Here is a 21,837-nt window from a genome sequence, read left to right as displayed (position 1 = left end):
TTCAAATTCCGGATCAAGCGCACTTCAGACGAAAGCTTCAATGACGAGCTTGCATTTTTGCCACAAAGAATCTACCATTGAAGGTGGAGAAGCACGGTGGCATAGCTATCCGCTGGGAAGGGCACCGCAGAACCCTCTAACGCACTTGGAGCTTGACTCTTGATCAAAATCTGGGGGGCGTGTTCGGACTCCTGATAAGAGTTTGAAGGCTACACTTCTCGTCTGAAGTTGCCAGTTGTCGATATCCACACTAGCAAAAGCAACAATTACAAAATCACGAACGCTATGAGCAACACCAGTCGCAACAACATAGTCATCAGATGTATCTTGCTGGAGCATTTGCCACATTGCTTGAACGTAGTCACCAGCAAAGCCCCAATCTCGCATTACCAAGGATTAACTTATCCTGTAAACCCGGGCAGATGCTTGCCACAGCATGTGAGATCTTCCGTGTCACAAATTCCATCCCTCTACGGGGAGATTCATGATTAAATAAGATTCCTGAGCAGGCAAATAGATCATAGCTCTCACGGAAGTTGACCGTGATCCAGTGGCCGTACAGTTTAGCAACACCATAGGGGCTACGCGGATGAAAAGGTGTATCCTCATTTTGTGGAATAGCACGTACTTTCCCGAACATCTCACTGCTGGAGGCCTGGTAAAAACGAATGGGCCAATCTGCTAGTCGTACAGCCTTGAGCATACGTGTGACACTGAGTCCCGTATATTTCCCCGTTGCATAAGATTGTTGAAACGAGGTACTCACAAACGACATAGCTGCAAGATTGTAAACCTCGTCTGCCTGCGAGATGCGAAGCGCTTGAATCAGCGATAACTGGTCGAGCAAATCAGCTTCAATCAGTGTGATCTGAGCAGTAACTCCTTACATTCTGTCATCCTGTTCCTCGTTTGGAGTGAAAATAAGGTGATACTTTATTTACTCTGGTTGAGCCATATCTTTCACGATAGGCACTCGTGATCCTTGTAATTGAGCTTATATGACTCAAGAACTAACATCGTGTTTGTGACTGCAGATTTATACAGAACACGGCAATGATCACGTTATTTGCTAGTTCTCCGTATATAACGCTATAGTCCATTATATGCTGGATGTAAGATTTTGCAAATTGCTAAGTTGAATATAGGCAACTATCCTTGTTTACCGCACTATTCCTCAAAGGAGAGAACAAAAGAGACGATACAGATGCTGTCGTGGGTTGGAGGGTGAGCCAGCGGGCTCCTTTTGGGAATGTACATCTGCTGGAAGCATAGGTGCTCGGTCAGCCGGGCGCGTGTTTCCAGGCTGTCGTGACTTTGGTTATCATGTCCTACTCGTAGGAACGAGCAACCTTGAAGGACTACAAGCGGGAGCGCAAAACGCTCCTGCACTGCAAATTGGAATACATGTTATTGTGTACTTTTGTATAGTATATTTAGACGCTGCTTTTCCTCATGTAGTTGCTAAAGATGCTAAAACCCGTTCATTCAGTCGAGGAATGCACGTCAAAAAGAGATCCTACTATTTGAAATATTAGAAGAGGAAACAATGCGAACGCGTCAAAAGATCTGGAATATATTCCGGGGAAGCAACGGGGCAAAGAGTGTGGTGTGGAGATGTGCGGCGGTAGCGTTGGTAATGTTCACTATCGTTGCAGCATTGAGCGTGAGCATTCATGGATTTCAAGCCCCCAGGGTGGCGCATGCTGAAGACGCTGTGTATGAGAATGTCTATCCCTTCGGGGAATGCACCTGGTACGCGAATGAGCGGTATCATGATTTGCATGGCTACTATGTGCCCTGGACGTATGGGAATGCCAGTGAGTGGGTTGATCGTGCTGCCGATTATGGCTGGATTGTATCGAGCCAGCCAGTACTCCACTCGATTATGGTATTGCAAGTCGGCGTCCAGGGCGCTACTGGCTATGGACATGTAGGTGTGGTCGAGGCAATAGAGAGTGATGGAGCCGTGGTCATGAGCGCCATGAACGCGGGTGGCGGGCCTGGTGAAGTGACGCATAATGAGTATTATCCAGGTCCAGGAGTCTCGTTTATCTGGGGGTAGTGTCCTGTCCTGTTATGCAGATGATGCCCAGTTTTTGCTGAGCTGTTGCCACGATTGGCTCCTGATTGTACCTGATTGTAAAATAATTGGCCCGGCGCAAGGCTTGAAAGTATCAGTTGGTGCTTTCAAGCCTTTTTTATGCGTATTTCGGTTGCATTCAGGAGAAAATATCGCATAAAATGAGAAGAGATGAAACGGCATGTATTCTTAAGTAGGCTGTCCAATCCCCTGGTGGGGGTCAGAGAATACATTCAGTGTCAAATGGCGAAAGGATGTCGTTGATGCTCAATTTTTCTCCCTCTGAAGAGCAGGAAGAGGTACGCCGCCTGGCCTCAAGCCTGGCCATTGATCTATTGCGTCCCCAGGCTAGAGCCGCGGAAAAACAGGGCGATATTTCTCAAGACGTCATGCGTACGTTCGCGCAAACCGGGCTTACGCTCCCCTTTGCTGAAGAATATGGAGGTGCTGGCCCCATCGAGGCCGCTACCTATGCCCTGGTGGCTGAGGAATTGGGATATGGGGATGGTGGCCAGGCCTTATCTATCCTCGGCTCGCTGATGGGGCCACTCTGTGTTGAATTGGCGGGGAATGTGTCACAGAAAGAAGCCTATCTTCCAGATTTTGGTGATGCCCAGCGCGGATATCTGGAGCGTGGTTGTCTGGGTGTCGCCGAGCCTACAGGGGGCTATGAGCTTCGCAATGTGCAGACGATACTCAAGCGTCAGGGCAATCACTATCTTCTCTCTGGCATGAAACGCGACGTCCTTCATGGAGAGCAGGCACGACTACGTGTCGTGCTAGCGCGGGTAGAGGGTACACAGACCTATGATGGTCTGTGTGCTGTACTTCTGCCAGAGCAGGCGGCGGGCTTGGAAGTGCGCTCAGAGAAGCAGAAGCTAGGATTGCAGGCTGCTCCCAGTGCCACTTTTCGCCTGGAGAACGTGGTTCTACCGGAGGGGGCCTTGCTTGGAGAGCCAGGTTCGCCTGCTATATTGCGTGCGGCCTCGCTGTATTTGCTCCTGCGGGCTGGCGTGGCATGTGGGATGACACGCGCGGCGCTTGAGTATGCCAGTCGCTATGCTGAGGAGCGGATCGCCTTTGGGCGCCCCATTGTCTCATACCAGGGAATTGCCTTTATGCTGGCCGAGATGGCAATGAAGCTGGACGCGGTACGGCTCTTTCTCTGGCAGGCGGCGACGCAGTGGGATCAGGGGCAGGATATAGCCGCGATTGTTCGTGATATCGAGGCCGTACAGAAGCAGGCTATCAAGCTGGCACAATCAGCGACGATTGACGCGGTACAGGTTATGGGTGGCGCTGGCTTTCTACAGGATCACCCCGTTGAGATGTGGATGCGCAACGCCGCATCGATGGAGTAGAAGCTTATGCTAGATTTTCGCTTAAGCGCAAAGCAGCAGGAATATCGCGAGTTCGCACATCAGATCGCGCTAGAAGAGATGCGCCCGATCTCATTGGAGTGTGATCGCACCGAGCAGATTCCCGAGTCGTTTTTCTGGCAGATGCAGAAGCGTTTCCGCGGTGGCGTTGAGGGGCAGGCGCGACAGTTCCGCCAGCCGGGAGAGCGCCAGGAGGCAATCCTGGCGATGCTCGCGCACGAGGAGATGGCCTGGGGTGATGCCGCCCTTGCCACCGCTATGCCTGGACCGGGCCTGGCCGCCCCCCCTATCCTTGCCCAGGGTTCACCAGAGCAGCAAGAGAAATTTTTACGTATCTACAGAGATGACCAGCTACACTGGGGTGCCCTGGCGCTGACGGAGCCTGGAATTGGTTCAGACGTTGCCGGGATGGCGACGACCGCCAGGTTAGAGGGTGAAGAGTGGGTCATTGATGGGCACAAGCACTATATCACCAATGGAGCCAGAGCTGACCTCATCATTACCTTTGCGACCATAGATAAAAGTATGGGGCGCGCAGGTATTCGTCCCTTTGTCGTCCCCAAAGGAACGCCGGGACTGGTTATTGGTCGTATTGAAGAGAAGATGGGGTTGCGAGCCTCGCAGACAACCGAGTTAATCTTTGAGAACTGCCGTATTCCTAAAGATCACCTGCTCGCCGGACGCGAGGCGGGCGCGAAGGGTGGCTTTAAGGCCGCTATGGGGACTCTGGACGCTACGCGTCCCATGGTCGGAGCACTCGCGGTTGGTATTTGCCGGGCCGCGTACGAGGGTGCGCAAGCCTGGTACGAGCAAGAGTTACCAGCGGGGTATGCTCCGTATCAGCGACGCGAGATCGCTGAGAAGTTGGAGGAGTTGCGCCAGGAGATCCAGATGGCGCGTTTGCTTGTGTGGCGTGCAGCCTGGATGGCTGACCAGCGTATCCCCAATTCAAAAGAGGCATCGATGTGTAAGGCCTACGCGGGGCAACTGGTCATGAAGGTGACCGCGGAGGCGGTACGCATTACTGCGCCGGGAGAGATGACCGAGACAAAGCAGTTTATCCATAAGTGGTTCCGCGACGCCAAAGTATTTGACATTTTTGAGGGAACCGCGCAAATTCAGCGCCTGGTGATTGCGCGGCGCATGTTCCCCAAGGTCAGCATCCCTTGATGGGCCCCTCATTCGAGTTGAGCTACTCACATGGTTTTCTTCAGATTTGATAGTTTGTGCCTGCGGCACTTGTAGATAGAAGATAGAAGAGTGGGGTCTGGGCCGTGGCCCAGACCCCACTCTTCTATCTTCTTCTTAAGGCGAGCTTGCGAACTGAGATGAAGGAAAGAGGAATGGCTTAACGACTATAATTGCCCGCTTGCGTAAAAAATATTTTGCGGAAGCCAAGGAAAATGACAATTGCAATCGTCAATTCAATCACAGCCATGCCAATCCAGAGCCAGATGAGATTGAGCCCATGGGGCCCCGTTGGCGAGGATGGATCGATGGCTTGCAGGACGAGCGGGGAGAGAATGCCGAGCGGGATAAAGAACAAGAGTATGCAGCACGCGGCGACAAAGCCCGGCAAGAGGATGCGCCAGAGTCCCGAATCCTGCAAATTCTCGGTCTTGGCGGTTCCATAGGCCTTGCGAGGCTCATTCCCAGCGATTTCTGGCGTCGATGAAACCTTTTGTTGCTCTTTAGCTGGCTCCATTGCCACTTCATTTGTGGTTGAGGTCTTTTCTTCCATAGATACTATCTCCAAAGAACAAGAAATTACTTCTGCCCCTCAGTATATCATACAAAAGCGCCAGGCTCAGCCACCGTGGCGTATGGATTAGATATGTCGTTGGACGAAACGTTCGAGCTGGCGACGAACAACAAGGATCAATGCAGGAACGAGCACTGTACTGATCAGCCATTTGCTAACTCCTCGCCCGGCGGACATGCGTGACATAAACGGCCCCCTCTGCTTATGTGGTCATAAGATTAGCTCTCTGCTCCAATTAATGTAGTAAAACGTATGCATGCATAGCTCTACCGCATCTTTCGTTGTTCCTGCTTCCCTCCCAGGTGCCTCCAAGCTGAAGCCCTTTGGTCTTACCCCAAGTCCACAGGCGACTTTTACGCTCCGCCCGAGCCAGTATCGAGAGCGGCCTGATCAATGAGCCCGATCAAGCGGAGGGCTTCAAAGAGAATATTGAGGCTCGCATTCGAGTCTCTATCCTGCTCAAACTGAGAGTAGGCGCACTGGGGATTCTGGCAGTGGAACGCCCGATCAGAAAGTTGCATCTCTTCCCACTTCCAGCCACAAGCATGGCAGGTTTTGCTTGATGGGAAGAAGCGCCCCACCTTTACCACCTGCCCGCCGCGTTGTTCAACTTTGCTGGTGAGCAGGTTCAAAAGTTTGCCAAGGGAGGCATCAGAGAACGAGCGAGCCAGTTTGCGATTTTTGAGCAACCCCTTGAGGTTGAGATCCTCCACCCCAATGATCCCATAGCTATTGGCGAGCCTCGTTGTGGGCTTGTGGAGCACATCATCGCGTAGGCAGGTAATGCGATAGTGGAGGCGAGCCACTTGACGACGCGCTTTCTCCCGGTTTTTGGAGTCTGGCTTGCGCCGATGGAGACGTTTATTGGCCTGACGCAGCTTTTTGAGTGCGGTGCTGAGGCATTTTTGGTTCTCAAATCCCTCACCAGTACTCAAGGTTGCCAGCCGGTTCAAGCCGACATCTATTCCAATGGCAGCGGGGCGCGTGATTGGTTGATCATTGGGGACGTCTACCGTGATCGAGATAAACCACCAATCCGCCGTGCGCGTTATTCGCGCTCCGGTCACTTTCCCTTTCCATCTGAGATTTTCCGATATATTCACCCATCCAAGTTTGGGGATCCAAACGCGGTGGTCACCGAGTTCCATCTGATCATTGGCGAGATAAAAGCTCGGCTTACTGCGCTTTTTGCTCTTGAAACGAGGACGGTGCGCCCGACCCTCGAAGAAGGCGGTCCAGGCTTTGCCCAAATCCAAAAAGGGCTGGTCCGACGCATTCTTGGTGACCTCCCACGTCCAAGGAAAACGCTCCCGCCGGATCTCGTTGAACTGTTTTTTCAGTTTCAATACGGTCGGTTTCTCGCCCACCTCATATTGCTGATTCCACTCAGCCAACGCCCAGTTCCATGTAAACCGTGCAATTCCAGCTGCTTTCGCAAAATAGAGCGTTTGCTCCTTGGTAGGATGGAGGCGAATTTTGTGCGCACAAATCACTTGAAAGTCATTTTTACACCATGAGCTCCTTTTACATAATTATTTTAGAACATTTCTTCCCCGATGTCAATGAGAAAGGAATGTGTGCCATGTGCTGTTTTTTGACTCCATTCTCCTCTCTTTTGATGAACTGTTGATTTCTCTTTTAAGCATAGGTGCCTCCACAAGCTGAGGCAATTGGGGAGCGTGAGGGTGGTAAATTGAAGACAAAAATTGCTTGACAAATAGCTGCATAGATGTTACTATGACGACGTCAGCAGTTAGGGCGCTTAGCTCAGCGGGAGAGCGCTTCGTTCACACCGAAGAGGCCACTGGTTCGATCCCAGTAGCGCCCATTTTTAAATTCCCTTCTACAACTATTTTACCTCTTCTTCTCTAGCTTGTTCTTCTTTGCGTGGTTACGCTCTCCCACATTTTTCCTAACAATGTCCTTACCTCTTTTTGTGAGCTATATTCTTGTTTTCCTATCCTTTTTGGGCTGTTGCAATTGCTTCCCTCAAATTTATAGCTTATAATAATAGATACACACTACTGGTTTCGGCGGGTTCTTGTCTTCATGCGAGGACTTTCTGACCGTGTTTTGGGCGAGGGTATGCTATGCCAGCATTAGCAGTTACGCTTATGAATGTCCTGCACTTCCAGGTGGTATATCCGCTGGGAGCCGTCCTGCTTGCCGTCTTCTGGATAATCTCTTTCCGCTTAGCACATCTCCTGGTGCTTTTACTCCGGCGGGAGCCTGTGATCGGGTGGGCAATTGGTCCCCTTGGCGTCTCCTTTATGGTCTTGCACAAGCCTTCCGTGTTCTTCACCTGGTTAAACGCGCTTGTCCCGGCGCTGGTCTCTGGAAGTGTGCTCTACATTGGCTTCTTTACCCCTCTCAGTCCGTTTATTGTACCTCACCATCCTCTGTTTATCGGACTGGTGGTCTGTTGCGGCGTTCTTGTTAGTAGCACGAGCGATGTTGTGCTTGCCTTGCGTGATTTGCTCTATCCACTTTGGGGCGAGGCACGTATTCTGCGCAATATCCAGATCTTACGGTCTACCTGGGCCAGCATCCATTTCACGCCCTATGGTCACTCGTATGTCAATGATCACTTTGGCTCGTCTCCCGCTGATTTATTGAAAGCTTTTTAGTCAATAACCCCATGCATGAATGCAAGGGCTTGCCCACATCCTAGGACTGGGCTTCAGGGCTGATTGACAGCAGCCCACTACCCCGAAAGGCAGTATAGCGGTTGCGAATGTTTACCGCCGCATTGACGTCAGCATGATCCGTGTGGCTACAGTGAGGACAGGAGAAGGCATGACGTTTGCGCACCCCACGCAAGCCACAGCGTGCACAATTCATACTCGTGTAGGCAGGGTTCACCTGTGTGACGGTCAGCCCACATTCCTGGGCTTTATTCTCCACACAGGTACGAATGAGGTGCCGTTGCCACAGCGACATTCGACGTCGAAGTGCCTTGCCTTTGAGCTTGCCCTTCTCTGGTTTGGGTATCTGCAAGTCCTCAAAGACGAGCACGGCATTCTGGGGGGCAAAGGTGATCAGTTGCTTGGCTGTTTGTTGGGCAAAGGTGCGGGTACGATTGCGTTGTGTGCGACCTAACCGTTTGAGAAGACGCCGAATACTGCGTGTATCCTTCTTCTCTGCCTTACGGGTCGCATGTCTGCGCTGGAGGCGAGCGCGAGTCTTGGCTGTACGTCGATTCTTGACTTTGACGTCTCTCCCACTCACAAAGAGGGTGCGCCCATCGGGGTCAACGGCGACAAGGGCATTGGTTTCATTAAGGTCAATGCCTACGGGGAGAATGCCTTGAGGCTCTGGGGCGTCAAGGGTAAGCGTCACACGCCCAATGAGCTTGCCACGGCGCTTGATAACCGTAAGGCTATCAATCTCAATGGCTTTCATAAAGGTCGTCTCATAGTCTTGAGGGAGCGTATACGTGAGGTGTTTCCGTCCTGCTACCGTCCAGAGAGAGAGGGTGCCATCTTTGCGAAAGTCAGCGTCACGCCCACGCTTTCCGACCAGGAACAACGCACGAGCCTTCTTGAAGAGAAAGGGGCGTTGTGCAGGTTTCTTGTTGGATTTGGCGCTGGCATAGGCGGCGGAGACAAGACGAATAGCAGAGATCGTCATTTGTGCCGAGAGCGAACCTTTCACCTGATGGTAACAGGCCCGTTGCAACGCGAGAGCACCAAGAGGTTTGCCACCATTGAAACACGGTTCAGAGAGGGCATGTTGCACCTCCCGAAACACATCAATAGTGTGCTCAAGGTCGCTGTCAGGCTCTATGACAATGGGAACGGTTCGTTGTATCTGCATACGCCCATTTTACCACTAAACTGGAGTAATATCCAATTATATGTGTGGCATTTGCGGCAATTCCTCCCTACGGCTCAAGCCGATGGCACCCTTGCCGCAATTTTGGTGGGGGTAGTGGTTTATTGGTCTGCGAGCACGCCAACGAGAAGCGTGGACCTCAAGTCCATACCAGCATGGACCCTACACTCTCTAGTGGTTGCGCAGTTCGTGTGAAGCCGTGCGTGCGGTTGGTGGCAGGGTAAAGTAGAAGGTTGTGCCAATGTGTTGATTATTCGTAAACCAGATACGCCCCCCATGCCGCGTAATAATTTCTCTGGTCACAAAGAGACCCAGCCCGATGCCCGAATATTGTTGGGTTGAGGTGTTGTGGACGCGGTAGAAGCGTTCGAAGATGTGGTCGTAGTGCTCGAGACTAACCCCAATGCCTTCATCAATGATACTCACCAGGAACTCCCCTTGCTGTCTTTGCAGGCGTACAGTAACCTTTCCTCCATTGGGGAGTACTTGATCGCGTTATCCAGAATATTGCCAATGACCTGTCCAATCCGCTTGCGGTCAGCAATGATACGTGTATCGCGTGTCTGAATGTCCAGGTAGAGGGTATGTTGCTCGGCGCTATCCTGGATGGTACGGACATATTCATTGAGCAGGTCGGTCAGGTAAAACTCTTCGTATTGTAGTTGTAGCTGGCCCCATTGAAGTTGTGAGAGATCCAGCAGATCATTGACCAGGCGTTCCAGGTGCTCTGTCTGGCTCTGAATGATGTTCAGGCTGCGCAAGTCATAGCTCTCAGGTGGCTCGGGTGTGGGCAGAGGATTGAGTTGTGGGGGCGTGCCACGTAGCTTGCGCAGGCGTCGTTCAACGCGTCGTACCAGGTGTTGCGTATAGCCTTTGATCGCTGTCAGCGGGGTGCGTAGCTCATGTGAGACGACGGAGACAAACTCATCTTTCAGGCGTTCAACCTGTTTCATCGAGGTCACATCGTTGAGCACGGCCACAATCCCTATCGGAGGAGAAGTGACATCATCTGCGGCATAGAGTGGTGCGGCGCTCACATGGAGCGTCAATGGTACGGTTTCGTCACCTTCGCCAATAAAGAGTTCTTGATTCGTCACCGTTTTCCCTTGCAGGGCTTCTTGAGCGGTATCTGCCAGGCGTTCGAGCCAGGGAACGGCGTTTTCTTTAGCCAGTTCGTGCAGGGGGATGTTGAGTTGAAAATGGACATTCGCCTGGCCAAGCATATGCCTGGCGGACTGATTGAGGGAGGTAACCGCCCCTTCCGCATCGGTGATCAGCAGGCCTTCAGCCATACTACGAATTACCAACTCCAGGCGCTGGCGCTCAAGCTCTGCTTGCCGCCAGAGTGCATTCTCCCGTTCGCGTAGACGCACATTCTCCAGTGCGATAGCGGCATAATCGGCGATCATTGCGGTAAGTTGGAGCAGGTTGGTGTCGAAGGCGCCGGGCTGTTCATCAAAGAGGCTAAGTAGTCCGATGATGTGGCTTTCGACCGTTAAAGGGATGTTGAGGCAAGAGCCGACGGTCTCTCCTGAGTCGCCTTTTCGCGCACGAGGTTGCGCCAGTTCATCGGGGGCATCCAGGTAGGCGGTTGCCGCGAGCTGTTTCTCATCGATGTGGGGAAAATCCATGACATGAGCCGCGCTGGTAATCCGGTGAATCATGGCTTCGAGCAAGGGTGTGCTCAGGGGATAGGATGGGATAATGAAGAGCTGGTTGGGAGGACCTTTGAGCAAGATACAGCAGGCAGTGAAACTATAGATCTCTTGTAGCGCCGCAAGCAGGGCACGGTGGACTTGAAAGCGATCAAACGCCGCAACGAAGCGCTTTCCGATAGTATTGAGATATACTATCTCTTCACGGATATGAACCAGGCGATCCGCGTTCTGTCCAGTGGAAGAGCGAATCGCGCCTGCCTGGGATTGCATTTCCGATTGCACGCTGCTCTCCATGCTCTTTCCTTGCTGCTACTAGAGTTGCCGTAGTTGCTGGGTTACTTCCTCGTGCAGGTGTGGCACAATAAGGTCTCCTGTCAATTCTCGTAAGCCAGCGAAGCATTCGTCAAGAAGGTCATTGAGACCGTTAACGAACTCGGTTGGAGTGACGCCTGAGAGTTCTTCCTGGATGGCAGATGGATGAATATCGGTATAAGGCCGTTTAATAAGGCACCCAAGGAAGGGATGTTTATCCATAACTCTTTTGGCAGCTCCCTGAACCAGCACGCGCGTGGTCGCTCTCCCCAGATAGGGATAGACCCGCTTGTCAATCAGGCTGATGGCCTTCAGGAATGCCTCAGTAATTTGCTCACGAGAGATGGAAGAGGAGTTGTCAGGTAAGTATGACACTGTTCGCTCCCTTCACCTGTTGAAAAAAAACGCTCTCCTTTTTTATTATAGCATAGTTGCCTATATATTGTAAGTGTATGGTACTTACAATGCTTGAGCCGCTTTCTGGTTTATACACAGCCTTTTAGTCTCTTCTGGCTTTTTTCAAATTATGCTATAGAAACATTGATAGATGCACAATGAAAAATGTTGAGACTATAAATCCTACTGTTTTAATGTAATGTTAATGCAATTGGCGTACATGGCTTCTCGCGCCTGCGGCCCTCGCCCAGGTTAAAGAATGGAACGCGGGATGGCAGCCCGGGCTGCCATCCCGCGTTCCATTCTTTAACCTGGGCGAAAGTTGTTCTGCTACATGCTTCTGGAAGCCTCGCTAGAAGAGTCCGGAGACGTGTAGTAGGAGTACGACGGCGACGATGACCAGGATGAGCAGAAGGGAGAGCACCCAGAAGATGGGGTTTCGCAGGGCTAGTAGGGATGTGCCTGCGCCTGATAGGGCTGGCAGGTTTGAGAGCTGGTCCTGGCCTGCGGCCATCTCAAGAAGGCGTTCGCGTCCCTTCTCAAGCTTGGTGTGTTTCTCCTCGGCCTCTTCCTGAACATCATAGCGATCCCGCTGTTCATCAATCGCGCGGGCAAAGTGCTCGGCGCGAATCTGGAACTGGGTAGTGTCCTGGGTGGGAAGCAGGGCCACGCTAGTAGAGCTGGCAGAGGTTGCGTGTAGCGCATTTGTGACATCGGCCGTCGCCGTTGCTTGAGCTGGAACAGCTGCTGGTTGCAGCGTATTGAGTTGGGGCGTGATCCATTCGCGCAGGGCGAGGAGGGCTGCGCGCCGACAGATGGCCTCGATATCCGCGCCACTACGTCCATCGGTGAGACGCGCCAGCTCTTCGCTGGTTACTTCAGAGGCAATGGGTCGACCACGCAGATGCACATCAAAGATCATGCGGCGCTCGTCTTCGTTGGGATAGCGCAGTTCAACGACCAGGTCAAAGCGTCCCGGGCGCAGGATCGCGGGATCGATGAGTTCCGGGCGGTTGGTTGCTGCCAGGACGATGACGCCTTCGCGTCCCTCAATACCATCCATTTCGGTGAGTAGCTGGGCGATCAGGCGGTCGCCGACATTGCCATCCATGCCGCTGCCACGGCGGGGTGCGAGGGCATCGATCTCGTCGAAGAAGACCAGGCAGGGCGCGGCCTGTTTCGCGCGCCTGAAGACCTCGCGTACGCCTTTCTCCGATTCACCAACCCACTTCGAGAGCAGTTCTGGCCCCTTGATGGAGATAAAACTGGCCTCACACTGATTGGCAAGTGCCCGGGCGATCAAGGTTTTACCCGATCCAGGAGGGCCTGCGAGCAAGACGCCGCGTGGTGGCTCGACCTTAGCATTGGCATAGATGTCGGGATAGCGCAGGGGCCACTCGACCCCCTCGGTCAGGTTCTGTTTAATATCCTCCAGGCCACCGATATCGTCCCATGATGTTTCGCTGACCTCGACATAAACCTCGCGCGTGGTCGAGGGTTCGATCTCGCGGAGCGCGGCCTGGAAGTCAGCCATGGTAATACTCATGTTGATCAGGGTCTCATAGGGAATATAGCCTCGCTGGTAATCGATATGTGGGAGCACACGTCGCAAGGCAATCATGGCGGCCTCGCGGCAGAGCGCCTCCAGGTCGGCACCTACAAAGCCCGGCGTCAGTTGTGCCAGGCGCGCAAAGTCGATGTCGTTGGCCATGGCGGCATCCCGGCTGTGGATGCTCAGGATCTCTGTGCGCCCGCGTACGTCGGGAACGCGCAGGGCGATCTCGCGGTCAAAACGACCAGGGCGGCGGATGGCGGGATCCAGGGCATTGGGCTGGTTGGTCGCGCCAATAAGCACGATCTGGCCGCGAGAGGCTAGACCATCCATCAGGGCCAACAACTGCCCCACGATGCGCCGTTCGACCTCGCCGCCGCTCTCGGCACGTTTAGGTGCCAGGGCATCAAGTTCATCGATGAAGATAATGCTGGGAGCCTGGCGCTGGGCCTCCTGGAAGACTGAACGCAGGCGCGATTCGCTCTCTCCATAGAACTTATTGATAATTTCAGGCCCATTAATGACGAAGAAGGCGGCATTGGTCTCGGCTGCGACGACACGCGCGATCAAGGTTTTGCCGGTTCCGGGAGGGCCATAGAGCAAGACACCCTTGGGAGGCTCGACACCAAGGCGATCAAAAACGGCGGGATACTTGAGGGGCAGCTCAATCATCTCGCGAATGCGCTGGAGCTCTTTGCCTAAGCCGCCAATATCCTCGTAACTGATAATCCCTGGACCATGATTGGTTGCGCCTCGTGACTGTGCTCGTACCAGTGTCCCAGGTTGGACCAGAACGGCTTCAACATCAGCTGTTGGCTGAGGTGGATCAATCGGGGCAACTCGCTGGTGGCGCGTTTGCGCAGCGCATAGGCGGGTGTGGCTGGCGAGGTGTTGATAATCAGGAACTCGCGTGGCGAGGTTCCCGGCATGCCGATGCGCAGCAGATCGCCGATAGTAACAGGGAGTCCGACCAGGTAGCGGGCGATGTATTGCAGGTCGCTCTCCTGGATTGGCGTTCCCGCGCTTAGTGGGAGGAGCGTGATCTTCTCCGCATCGCGTACTTTTGCCTTGCGGACCGTCACGCGCTCGCCCAGGCCAGAGGCGCTATTCTGTCGTACCTGGCTATCCATCTGGATGGTGGGCTGGCCGCGATCAGTGAGCGCGCTGGGGACGACCTTGGCCGCGGTCGTGCGTGACCCGGTAATCATCACGATATCGCCGGGTTTACAGCCCAAGCGCGCAATTTGCGATGGATCGATGCGGGCGACACCTCGCCCGACCTGGAGACCCTCAATCACTGTGAGCTGGAGCGCATCACTGCTCGCTTCAGTGACCTCTTGCGCATCAAGGGGCCGCGTTGTCCCGCGAGTAGTGGTTGCCTGTGCGGTTGTATGTTCTTGTTCTTTTGGAAGCTTGGTTGTTGTAGTGGTTTGGGGAGCACGATTCTGCTCAGTGCTGCCAGTGTCCTGTGACTCCGCCATAGAATATAAAGCCCTTTCTCAGCCACGAAAATACTCTTGCTTCGTAGACATTCAGATCTCTCTGTAGTAGCTTACGAAAGTGCGCGAAAAAAGTTGAATTGTTTTCTACCGTCTGGTACCAGGAAGGGCTACATAGACAAAATGGGGAGGAGAAGGAAAAGCCGCCAGGAGCGCGAAAGGAGACAGAATGGGCGCTCCTGGTTCTGCTTCCAGGGTCAGGGTCGCGCGTTCCAGAGCGTGGTGTGGGCATCGACGCTTGAGGTGCGTCCAGCCTCGACGATGGTACGACGTAGGAAATAGCCACCTATCAGCACGAGCAGCGAGATGAGTAGACCCTTGCCACCACGCGCCCGCGTGCGCCGTGGTTTCTTTCCACCTAGCAGCGTGAGCGATTGAAGAAGCCAGGGAAGCACCAGGCCACCGCCTATCATAAAGCTCCAGAAATGCCGCCCTTGCTCTTGGGGACCAGTGCCAACGAGAGGGCGTGCGGCCCGACCAGAACCGCGTAAGAAGCTAAAGATCTCCAGAGCCTCCAGGCTCATAGCCACCCACTCAATCTTTTCCAGTTTATGCAGAGTCCGCGTAGGCGCGCCTATGACGCGCAAGATAAGCGAGATCAGGGCCGAACTGGTGGAGAGGGCAGAGGTGAGGAAGATTGCCCCCAGGCGCTTATCACGTGACCAGAGGGGAATGCTGGTAGCCGTAAGCAGGACGCCCGAGTAGCTCCCCAGGAAGAAGGCCAGAGCGACACCAGGAAGTGCGAGCAGCTTCTGGGGCAGGGCCGCGAGCGCACGCGCCCCCCACCACTTGCCAAGCAGGCCATCGCGTGCGGCCTGGATGGTCGCGGTTATACCGCTAAAGAGGGAGAAGCCAAGCAGGCACCAGGTCCCCATGGACATAGGTGACTTGACTTTGAAGACGCGCAGCATATGTAAGAAGCGCTCCGGGCGTCCCAGGTCTTTAATTAGAAGTGGTGGACAGGGCAGCAGGGCCAGCAGCGCGAGGTAGTAGCCTGTGCGTACCACCACGCGATCTTCTTTGCTACCAAAAAGCGCAGCAATGCTGGCGAGAGTATAGCAGCCAGCCGCGAGACCTCCAAAGAAGAAGTACCAGATAATCTCGGTACTCCAGAAGGATTTCGTGAGCACCGGATAGTCATAGTAGGTTGGCTCCTGGCCCTCCTTAACTGGATCGGGCTCATACCCGGTTGTCAGCGTGGCCAGACGCTCAAAGAGCGTGTCTGTATCGTTCACTTTCTTTCTCCTGGGGCTCTATCGCTCATCTCTTTGCTGAAAGAAGAGCATACTCGCCAGGCCCAGCACGAGCGCGGCCAGAATCGACCAGAGAGACGCGACTGGTACATTATTCATGGGGCGTGCGGGATTGCGAGGCAGGTTATAGACTTCAGGCTCTTCTAAAAGTAAGAAGAAGGAATTGAGACCACCATCAAGGATCTGATCATCGACGCCGTAGAGGCGTGCCTCCTTGACCCCGTGCTTCTGTAAGACGCCCAGGCGCTCACGCGCACGCTCCTTGAGCTGCTCGACCTCGCCAAAGGTGATGGAGTCAGTGGGGCAGGCCTTGGCACAGGCGGGCTCCATATCGTCTTTCAGGCGATCATAGCAGAGGGTGCACTTATGAGCGGTATGGCTTCCACCATCGTCGCGTGCGATCACGCCGAAGGGGCAGGCAACCGTGCAGTAGCCACAGCCATTGCAGATATCCTGCTGTACATAGACGGTATCGAACTCGGTGCGGATGATTGCGCCCGTGGGGCAGGCCTCCTGGCAGGGAGCGTTGGCGCAGTGCTTGCAGACATCGCTACGCATAAGCCAGCGCTCATTATTGAAGAAGGGTAGCGCCGTTCCAGGCGGGGTCTCAGGCAGGATACCTTCGAACTTTGCCGCAGCGATTTTATCTTCGAGTGTCTGTACCTCAAAGAGTGGAAGCTCCGGGACAGGTTGTCCAGCATGACCATTGCTGGTGGTTTCAACGCGGTCGATCTGCTCGATAAACTGCACATGGCGCCAGGTATGCGCGCCAAGGTGCGTCGTGTTATCGTAGCTGGAGCCGCTCCACTGGGCTGGAGGCGGCGTTAACTGGTTCCACTGGCGGCAGGCCACCTCGCAGGCTTTACACCCGATACAGATACTGGTATCGGTAAAAAAGCCCATCGTCGCCTGCTGTGGTGGCGGTGTCTCCTTATGGAGTGGCTTGAACATATTTAAGAGCACAGGCGCCCCCGACCGTCGTTTAGCGACGGTGGGTTGGACCTGTGTTGTGTTGGGCGTGGTTTCAACGGCCATTCGATTCCTCCTCTCCTGGGAGGCGTCCCGGGCGAATATTACAGGTAAACGCCTTGGCCTCTTCAATACTCACATTGGGTTCAAGCACCATATGGGTCAAATCATTAGTGATGCTGCCCGTGCTCTTGCCCTGGAAGCCCCAGTGGAAGGGCAGACCAATCTGGTGAATCTGACGTCCCTGGATGCGCAGGGGGCGCATCCGGCGTGTGACCATGGCGCGGGCCTCAATCTCGCCGCGTGGCGTACTGATCACCAGCCACTCACCATGCTTGACGCCGCGTTCAGCGGCCAACTCAGGGCTGAGTTCCGCGAAGAGTGTGGGCTGAAGCGCGTTAAGCCAGGGCATCCAGCGCGTCATGGGACCGCTGACATGGTGCTCGGTTAGGCGATAGGTCGTAATCACGATGGGATAGCGCTCATCGCCAACTGCCGCGAGCGGGTTGCCTGGGCGACCCTTGAAGTACTTGGCGGTCGGATTACTCTGCTGCTTGTAGAGTTTATTATGCACGGGCGACTCAATCGCCTCGTAATGTGTGGGCAGTGGTCCATCCTTGAGGCCAGAGGGAGCGAAGAGCCAGCCTCGCCCATCAGGCTTCATGATAAAGGGATCACTACCGGCAATGGCATCCATCCCCGTGGCGTCAGGGGCAGGAACATAGTCCGGCCGCTTGTTCACAGGAAAGTCGGGGATATCATAGCCAGTCCATTGCTGCTTCTCTTCGTCCCACCAGATGTACTTCTTCCGTTCCGACCAGGGACGCCCCTGGGGATCAGCCGAGGCACGGTTATAGAGAATACGGCGGTTGGCAGGCCAGGCAAAGCCCCATTCCAGGTTGGTGGGACCACCAGGTGTGCGGGAGGCCGCGCGGTTCCTCCCTGGCTCGGGATAAACGCCGCTATAGATCCAGGAGCCACAGGCCGTGCTTCCATCGGCCTTGAGCGCCACAAAATTGGGCACGTGAGGCGCGTCGTGCAGCGTATATGCGCGCTCATCGACAGGTTCCCCCTCTTTGGCGGGCTTACGCACGTAGTAGCCGTTGATCTCTTTTAAGACGAGCCGGGCATCTGGTTCATCAAGAATGCGCGAACCTGGCTCGGGCTCTTCACGCTCATAGTCCCAGAGGAGCGTTTGCAGACCACGATCTCTGGCCTCCTGGCTCTCGGCGTAGAGTTCTCTGAGGCGCTTGCCCAGGTGATAGGCAAACCAGAGATCCGAGCGCGCATCCCCAGGAGGATCAACGGCCTTATCGCGCCACTGCATCAGGCGTTGGGTATTAGTAAAGGAGCCTTCCTTCTCGGTAGAGGCGGCGGCAGGCAGTAAGAAGATCTCGGTCTTGATCTGCGTGGGATCTACCGGCCCGGGACCCTTATACCAGAAAGCGGCGCTCTCCACCTCGTACAGATCGCGCACGACCATCCAGTCAAGTTGCTGCAAGGCTTTACGTTGCAGGCGCGCATTGGTGCTGCCCGCGGCTGGATTCTGGCCAAAGAGGATATAGCCCTTAACCTTTCCATCCAGCATGGCATAGGTCGTGGCCAGGTGCGAGTGGTCGCCAGTAATCTTGGGGAGGTAGCGATAGCCACTATCGCTTTCCTGATCAAGGACGGTCTCCTCGCCATACCAGGCGGTGAGCAGGCTCTTGATATAGGCCGGGAAGTTGACCCACCAGCCTGTCTTCTGCCCAGAGGTGGCGATATACTCCTCCAGCGTATTCTGGGTTGGCACATGCGCTGTACTTGGCTGAGCACCTTCCAGGCGTTCAGCGGTATGCGTCTGTGGCTGGGCTGCTGGCTGAGGCATATAGCCTGCCAACAGGTCATAAAGTGTCGGGACGTCGGTCGAACCCTGGATAGAGGCATGCCCGCGCAGGGCTAGAATGCCACCCCCGGGACGCCCAATATTGCCCAGCAGGAGTTGCAGGATGGCCGCCGAGCGAATGATCTGTACGCCCTTGGATTGCTGTGTCCAGCCTACCGCGTAGCAGAGTGCCGTTGTGCGCTCACGGCCAGAGTTGTGAATGAGTGTCTGGGCCACCTGGAGCCACTGCTCACGGGGAACGCCGCAGACCTCTTCAACCATCTCAGGGGTATAGCGCGCGAAGTGGCGACGCATTACCTGGAAGACGCAATTGGGATGTGCAAGTGTGGGATCTTGTAGGGGCTTGCCATGCTCATCGCGTTGGTAGTCCCAGGATTTCTGGCTGGTGTAGGTCCCACTCTCAGCGTCATAACCGGAGAAGAGCCCATCAAGTTCTTCCGTATCTTGAAAGTCCTCGCGTACCAGCATGGCGGCATTGGTATAGTGCTGCACATATTCCTTGAAGTACGACTCGCTTTCAAGCACATGACGAATCAGCGCGCCCAGGAAGACGATATCGCTACCCGCGCGAATGGGGAGGTGCAGGTTGACCAGGGCCGAGGTGCGCGAATAGTGCGGGTCGATATGAATGACCGTCGTACCACGTTCCTTGGCTTTGACTACATTGGCGAATGCCACCGGATGAGCCTCCGCCATATTGCTGCCCATGATTAAGATGCAGTCGCTCTCAACGAGATTCTGCGGGAATGACGTGGCGCCGCCACGTCCATATGTTGTACCCAGACCGGGCACAGTCGAGCTGTGTCATATCCGGGCCTGGTTCTCAATCGAGACGATTCCCAGGCCGCCGGAGAGGAGCTTCTTGATCAGATAATTCTCTTCAACATCCAGCGTTGCCCCACCCAGAGAGGCGATCCCCTGGGTATGATTGACCTCGCGCCCATCATCGAGGTGCTCGACAAAGGTCTCATCGCGCGTCTGCTTGACCAGTTGCGCGATGCGTTCCATGGCCCAGTCGAGGGAGACCTCTTCCCAGTGATCGCTGTAGGGTGTGCGGTGAAGGACCTTGGTTAAGCGACTAGGGTTAATTGTGTATTGGAAGGTTGCTGAACCCTTGGGGCAGAGCGTGCCATGATTGATGGGACTCTCGGGGTTGCCCTCGATATCAATAACCTTGCCGTCTTTGACATATACATTTAAGCCACAGCCGACTGCACAGTAGGGGCAGACACTATGGACAAGCTTGGCGTCGCGGATACGTGGAGCCTTGCTCAGGCTCTCCTTGCTAAAGGACTTTGTATTTGCGCCAACTTGCAGAAGCTCGGTAAAGGCGGATCGCACCGTCTTTGGCAGAGAAGTATGTTCATCCATCTCAATCATCCTTTGAAAAGCGCAAAGCTGCTGCCAGTGGATAGCGTATGAAAGAAGTGTGGTGAAACTGGTGTGAGGCCAGTGCTATGTTCTATACAAATTGTAACATAGCACTGGTTTCGCTACCAGGAAAAAGCCACCTGGATATGCCTGCTTATGAGTTACCAGCACTCGCGGCGACTTCCTGAGCCTGGCGACGTGCCAGCAGTTGAGCCAGTAGTGGCAAGGCGCAACTGACAAGCATCAGTCCCGCCAGGATAAAGAGCGTTGTCTTATAGTCAATACTGGAAATGAGTAAGGGACCAACGATACCGCCCGCGCTCCAGGCGGTCAACATCGCGCCATAGATCGTGCCAGAATTTTTCGAGCCAAAGAAGTCTGCCGCGAAGGCAGGCATAGTGCCGAAGCCTCCACCATAGCAGAGACCGATGAGTGAGGCCGGGATAAACAGGAGCGCGATGGCCCCGATAAAGGGTGTCGCCAGGAAGGCCAGGACCTGGACCAGGAAGATGACCAGGAAGGTATATGGGCGTCCAAGCGCGTCGGAGAGCCAGCCCCAGAAGAGGCGTCCAGCCCCATTAAAGATCGAGATGGTAATCACCAGGGTCGAGGCGACGCCCGCGCTCACGCCAGTAAACTTCTGTGCCAGGGGAGAGGCTACAGATATGAGCGCTGCTCCCGCGGTCACATTGAGGGCGAGAATGAGCCAGAGCAAGTACCAGCGTGGCGAGCGCAGGGCCTCGCCCAGGGTATAGTTGCGGGCGCTTCCCTCTTCCTGTTGTTTCGATGTAGGAGTCCAACCGGCGGGAGCGTAACCCTCAGGGGCGGTACGGAAGAACTGTGCTGCTACAACCACGATGATACAGTAGGCGATGCCCAGGATGATAAAAGTCGTGTTGAGTTTATACGCTGGAAGCAAGAGGTTCGCGGCGATGGGGCCAGTCAGCGCGGCCCCCGCGCCAAAGCCCGCGACCGCCAGTCCTGTAATAAAGCCGCGCCGATCAGGGAACCACTTGATGAGCATCGCGAGCGCCACGATATAGCCCAGACCCAGACCAATACCACCGATAATACCGTAGGTGAGGTAGAGTAGATAGATGTTTGGCGATGCAAACGCTGCGAGTATAACACCTATGCCATACAGAATTCCTCCCACTGTTGCGATGGCACGTGGCCCAAAACGGCTATTCAAATAGCCACCAAAACCGGCAGTAATACCCAGGGCCAGGAGGGTGATACTGAAGGTCAGATTGGCCTGGGCCTGTGAGACCTTGTAGAGACTGATTACAGGCTTGAGGAAGACGCTCCAGGCATAGACTGCTCCTAGCGCTAACTGCATACAAAAGGCTGCGATGGCGATGGTCCAGCGGTTGATGCCGGTACCGGGTGCGGTATGACTCATTGAATACTCCTTTGTAGAAACAAATTGAGCATGCCGAGAATATATGGTAGAGACGTTAAGCAAGCACACATGTCCGCTACAAGATGCGAGCAGGAGTGCCTATGCTCGAACGGTCTCAATGCCATCGATGAAGATGCAAAAGTGCGTGTGCAACCATAAGACGCATCAAGAACGGTTTCCGGGTCAGGAGCCGCACTATATTTGGAATGCGGCGCTCTTTTGGCAGCGTTGCCTAAATCTTCGCATTTTTTCGGGCGAATGTGTATAGTACTTCGGTACCAGTGATGCGCAGAGAAGAATGAAGAAACAAAAACTCTTCAATTGCCGCTAGAGCAAGCGTATATGATGGGAATCTAGTTTTGTTTTCTAATAATTCTAAGATTTCTAAGTGTTTCTTCACCTTGCTAAACAAATTCTTATACGTTATACTAGCGACAAATTGATATAAAGAGATACGGCCGATTCCGGCGTTAGATAGTTTTGGT

General features: G+C 54.3%; 16 protein-coding genes, 1 tRNA gene and 1 pseudogene. 5 read left to right on the top strand and 13 right to left on the bottom strand.

What is annotated here, in order from left to right:
* Positions 1-228 precede the first annotated feature (228 nt).
* Positions 229-868: pseudogene (locus KTE_RS47365) on the bottom strand (GDP-mannose 4,6-dehydratase); the annotation flags it as partial.
* 678 nt (positions 869-1,546) lie between these two features.
* Here KTE_RS47365 and KTE_RS06005 point away from each other — a divergent pair.
* The 3 genes from KTE_RS06005 (at position 1,547) to KTE_RS05995 (ending at position 4,629) form a co-directional block, all read left to right on the top strand.
* Positions 1,547-2,062, top strand: a complete 516-nt coding sequence (locus KTE_RS06005; RefSeq protein WP_201379533.1) for a CHAP domain-containing protein — start codon at positions 1,547-1,549, stop codon at positions 2,060-2,062.
* Between the two features lie 281 nt (positions 2,063-2,343).
* A complete protein-coding gene (locus KTE_RS06000) occupies positions 2,344-3,441 on the top strand; it encodes an acyl-CoA dehydrogenase family protein (RefSeq protein ID WP_201379531.1) in 1,098 nt (365 codons plus the stop codon).
* Between the two features lie 6 nt (positions 3,442-3,447).
* Entirely contained in the window at positions 3,448-4,629 is a 1,182-nt protein-coding gene (locus KTE_RS05995) for an acyl-CoA dehydrogenase family protein (protein ID WP_201379529.1), read from the top strand.
* A 178-nt stretch (positions 4,630-4,807) separates the two neighbouring features.
* On the opposite strand, the gene KTE_RS05990 is transcribed toward KTE_RS05995, so the two are convergent.
* Together KTE_RS05990 and KTE_RS05985 are read right to left on the bottom strand one after the other, a co-directional pair.
* Positions 4,808-5,200 (bottom strand): hypothetical protein, encoded by a 393-nt coding sequence (locus KTE_RS05990; RefSeq protein WP_201379527.1) that lies wholly within the window; start codon positions 5,198-5,200, stop codon positions 4,808-4,810.
* 374 nt (positions 5,201-5,574) lie between these two features.
* Entirely contained in the window at positions 5,575-6,714 is a 1,140-nt protein-coding gene (locus tag KTE_RS05985; RefSeq protein WP_201379525.1) for an RNA-guided endonuclease TnpB family protein, read from the bottom strand.
* 263 nt (positions 6,715-6,977) lie between these two features.
* Between KTE_RS05985 and KTE_RS05980 the strand changes: the two genes are divergently transcribed.
* Both KTE_RS05980 and KTE_RS05975 read left to right on the top strand, forming a co-directional pair.
* A tRNA-Val gene (locus KTE_RS05980) sits at positions 6,978-7,049 on the top strand.
* Between the two features lie 262 nt (positions 7,050-7,311).
* Positions 7,312-7,848 (top strand): hypothetical protein, encoded by a 537-nt coding sequence (locus KTE_RS05975; protein ID WP_201379523.1) that lies wholly within the window; start codon positions 7,312-7,314, stop codon positions 7,846-7,848.
* A 40-nt stretch (positions 7,849-7,888) separates the two neighbouring features.
* On the opposite strand, the gene KTE_RS05970 is transcribed toward KTE_RS05975, so the two are convergent.
* The 10 genes from KTE_RS05970 to KTE_RS05920 all read right to left on the bottom strand — a co-directional run bounded on the left by KTE_RS05970 (position 7,889) and on the right by KTE_RS05920 (position 21,352).
* The gene (locus KTE_RS05970; protein WP_201379521.1) at positions 7,889-9,037 is read right to left on the bottom strand and encodes an RNA-guided endonuclease TnpB family protein; all 1,149 of its coding nucleotides are present in this window, start codon (positions 9,035-9,037) and stop codon (positions 7,889-7,891) included.
* Between the two features lie 189 nt (positions 9,038-9,226).
* Positions 9,227-9,481 (bottom strand): ATP-binding protein, encoded by a 255-nt coding sequence (locus KTE_RS05965; RefSeq protein WP_236600296.1) that lies wholly within the window; start codon positions 9,479-9,481, stop codon positions 9,227-9,229.
* Positions 9,478-10,995 carry a histidine kinase dimerization/phospho-acceptor domain-containing protein gene (locus tag KTE_RS05960; protein ID WP_201379519.1) on the bottom strand — a complete coding sequence of 506 codons (1,518 nt, stop codon included), beginning with the start codon at positions 10,993-10,995 and terminating at the stop codon, positions 9,478-9,480. Before KTE_RS05960 ends, KTE_RS05965 begins: the two co-directional genes overlap by 4 nt.
* Before the next feature lie 30 nt (positions 10,996-11,025).
* Complete coding sequence (locus KTE_RS05955; RefSeq protein ID WP_201379517.1) at positions 11,026-11,400, bottom strand: hypothetical protein; 375 nt, start codon at positions 11,398-11,400, stop codon at positions 11,026-11,028.
* A 373-nt stretch (positions 11,401-11,773) separates the two neighbouring features.
* Positions 11,774-13,645 carry an AAA family ATPase gene (locus KTE_RS05950; RefSeq protein WP_201379515.1) on the bottom strand — a complete coding sequence of 624 codons (1,872 nt, stop codon included), beginning with the start codon at positions 13,643-13,645 and terminating at the stop codon, positions 11,774-11,776.
* A 26-nt stretch (positions 13,646-13,671) separates the two neighbouring features.
* Entirely contained in the window at positions 13,672-14,454 is a 783-nt protein-coding gene (locus KTE_RS05945; protein WP_201379513.1) for a hypothetical protein, read from the bottom strand.
* A gap of 215 nt (positions 14,455-14,669) precedes the next feature.
* Positions 14,670-15,707 carry an NrfD/PsrC family molybdoenzyme membrane anchor subunit gene (gene nrfD / locus KTE_RS05940; RefSeq protein WP_201379511.1) on the bottom strand — a complete coding sequence of 346 codons (1,038 nt, stop codon included), beginning with the start codon at positions 15,705-15,707 and terminating at the stop codon, positions 14,670-14,672.
* Between the two features lie 18 nt (positions 15,708-15,725).
* Positions 15,726-16,760, bottom strand: a complete 1,035-nt coding sequence (locus KTE_RS05935) for a 4Fe-4S dicluster domain-containing protein (protein ID WP_201379509.1) — start codon at positions 16,758-16,760, stop codon at positions 15,726-15,728.
* Positions 16,750-19,950 (bottom strand): formate dehydrogenase-N subunit alpha, encoded by a 3,201-nt coding sequence (fdnG, locus tag KTE_RS05930; protein ID WP_271413143.1) that lies wholly within the window; start codon positions 19,948-19,950, stop codon positions 16,750-16,752. Before fdnG ends, KTE_RS05935 begins: the two co-directional genes overlap by 11 nt.
* Before the next feature lie 154 nt (positions 19,951-20,104).
* Complete coding sequence (locus KTE_RS05920) at positions 20,105-21,352, bottom strand: OFA family MFS transporter (protein WP_201379503.1); 1,248 nt, start codon at positions 21,350-21,352, stop codon at positions 20,105-20,107.
* Positions 21,353-21,837 lie beyond the last annotated feature (485 nt).

Origin of the sequence: Ktedonobacter sp. SOSP1-85 (assembly GCF_016587415.1) — a bacterium.
Lineage (GTDB): Bacteria > Chloroflexota > Ktedonobacteria > Ktedonobacterales > Ktedonobacteraceae > Ktedonobacter.
This window is presented reverse-complemented; position numbering and strand designations above follow the sequence as displayed.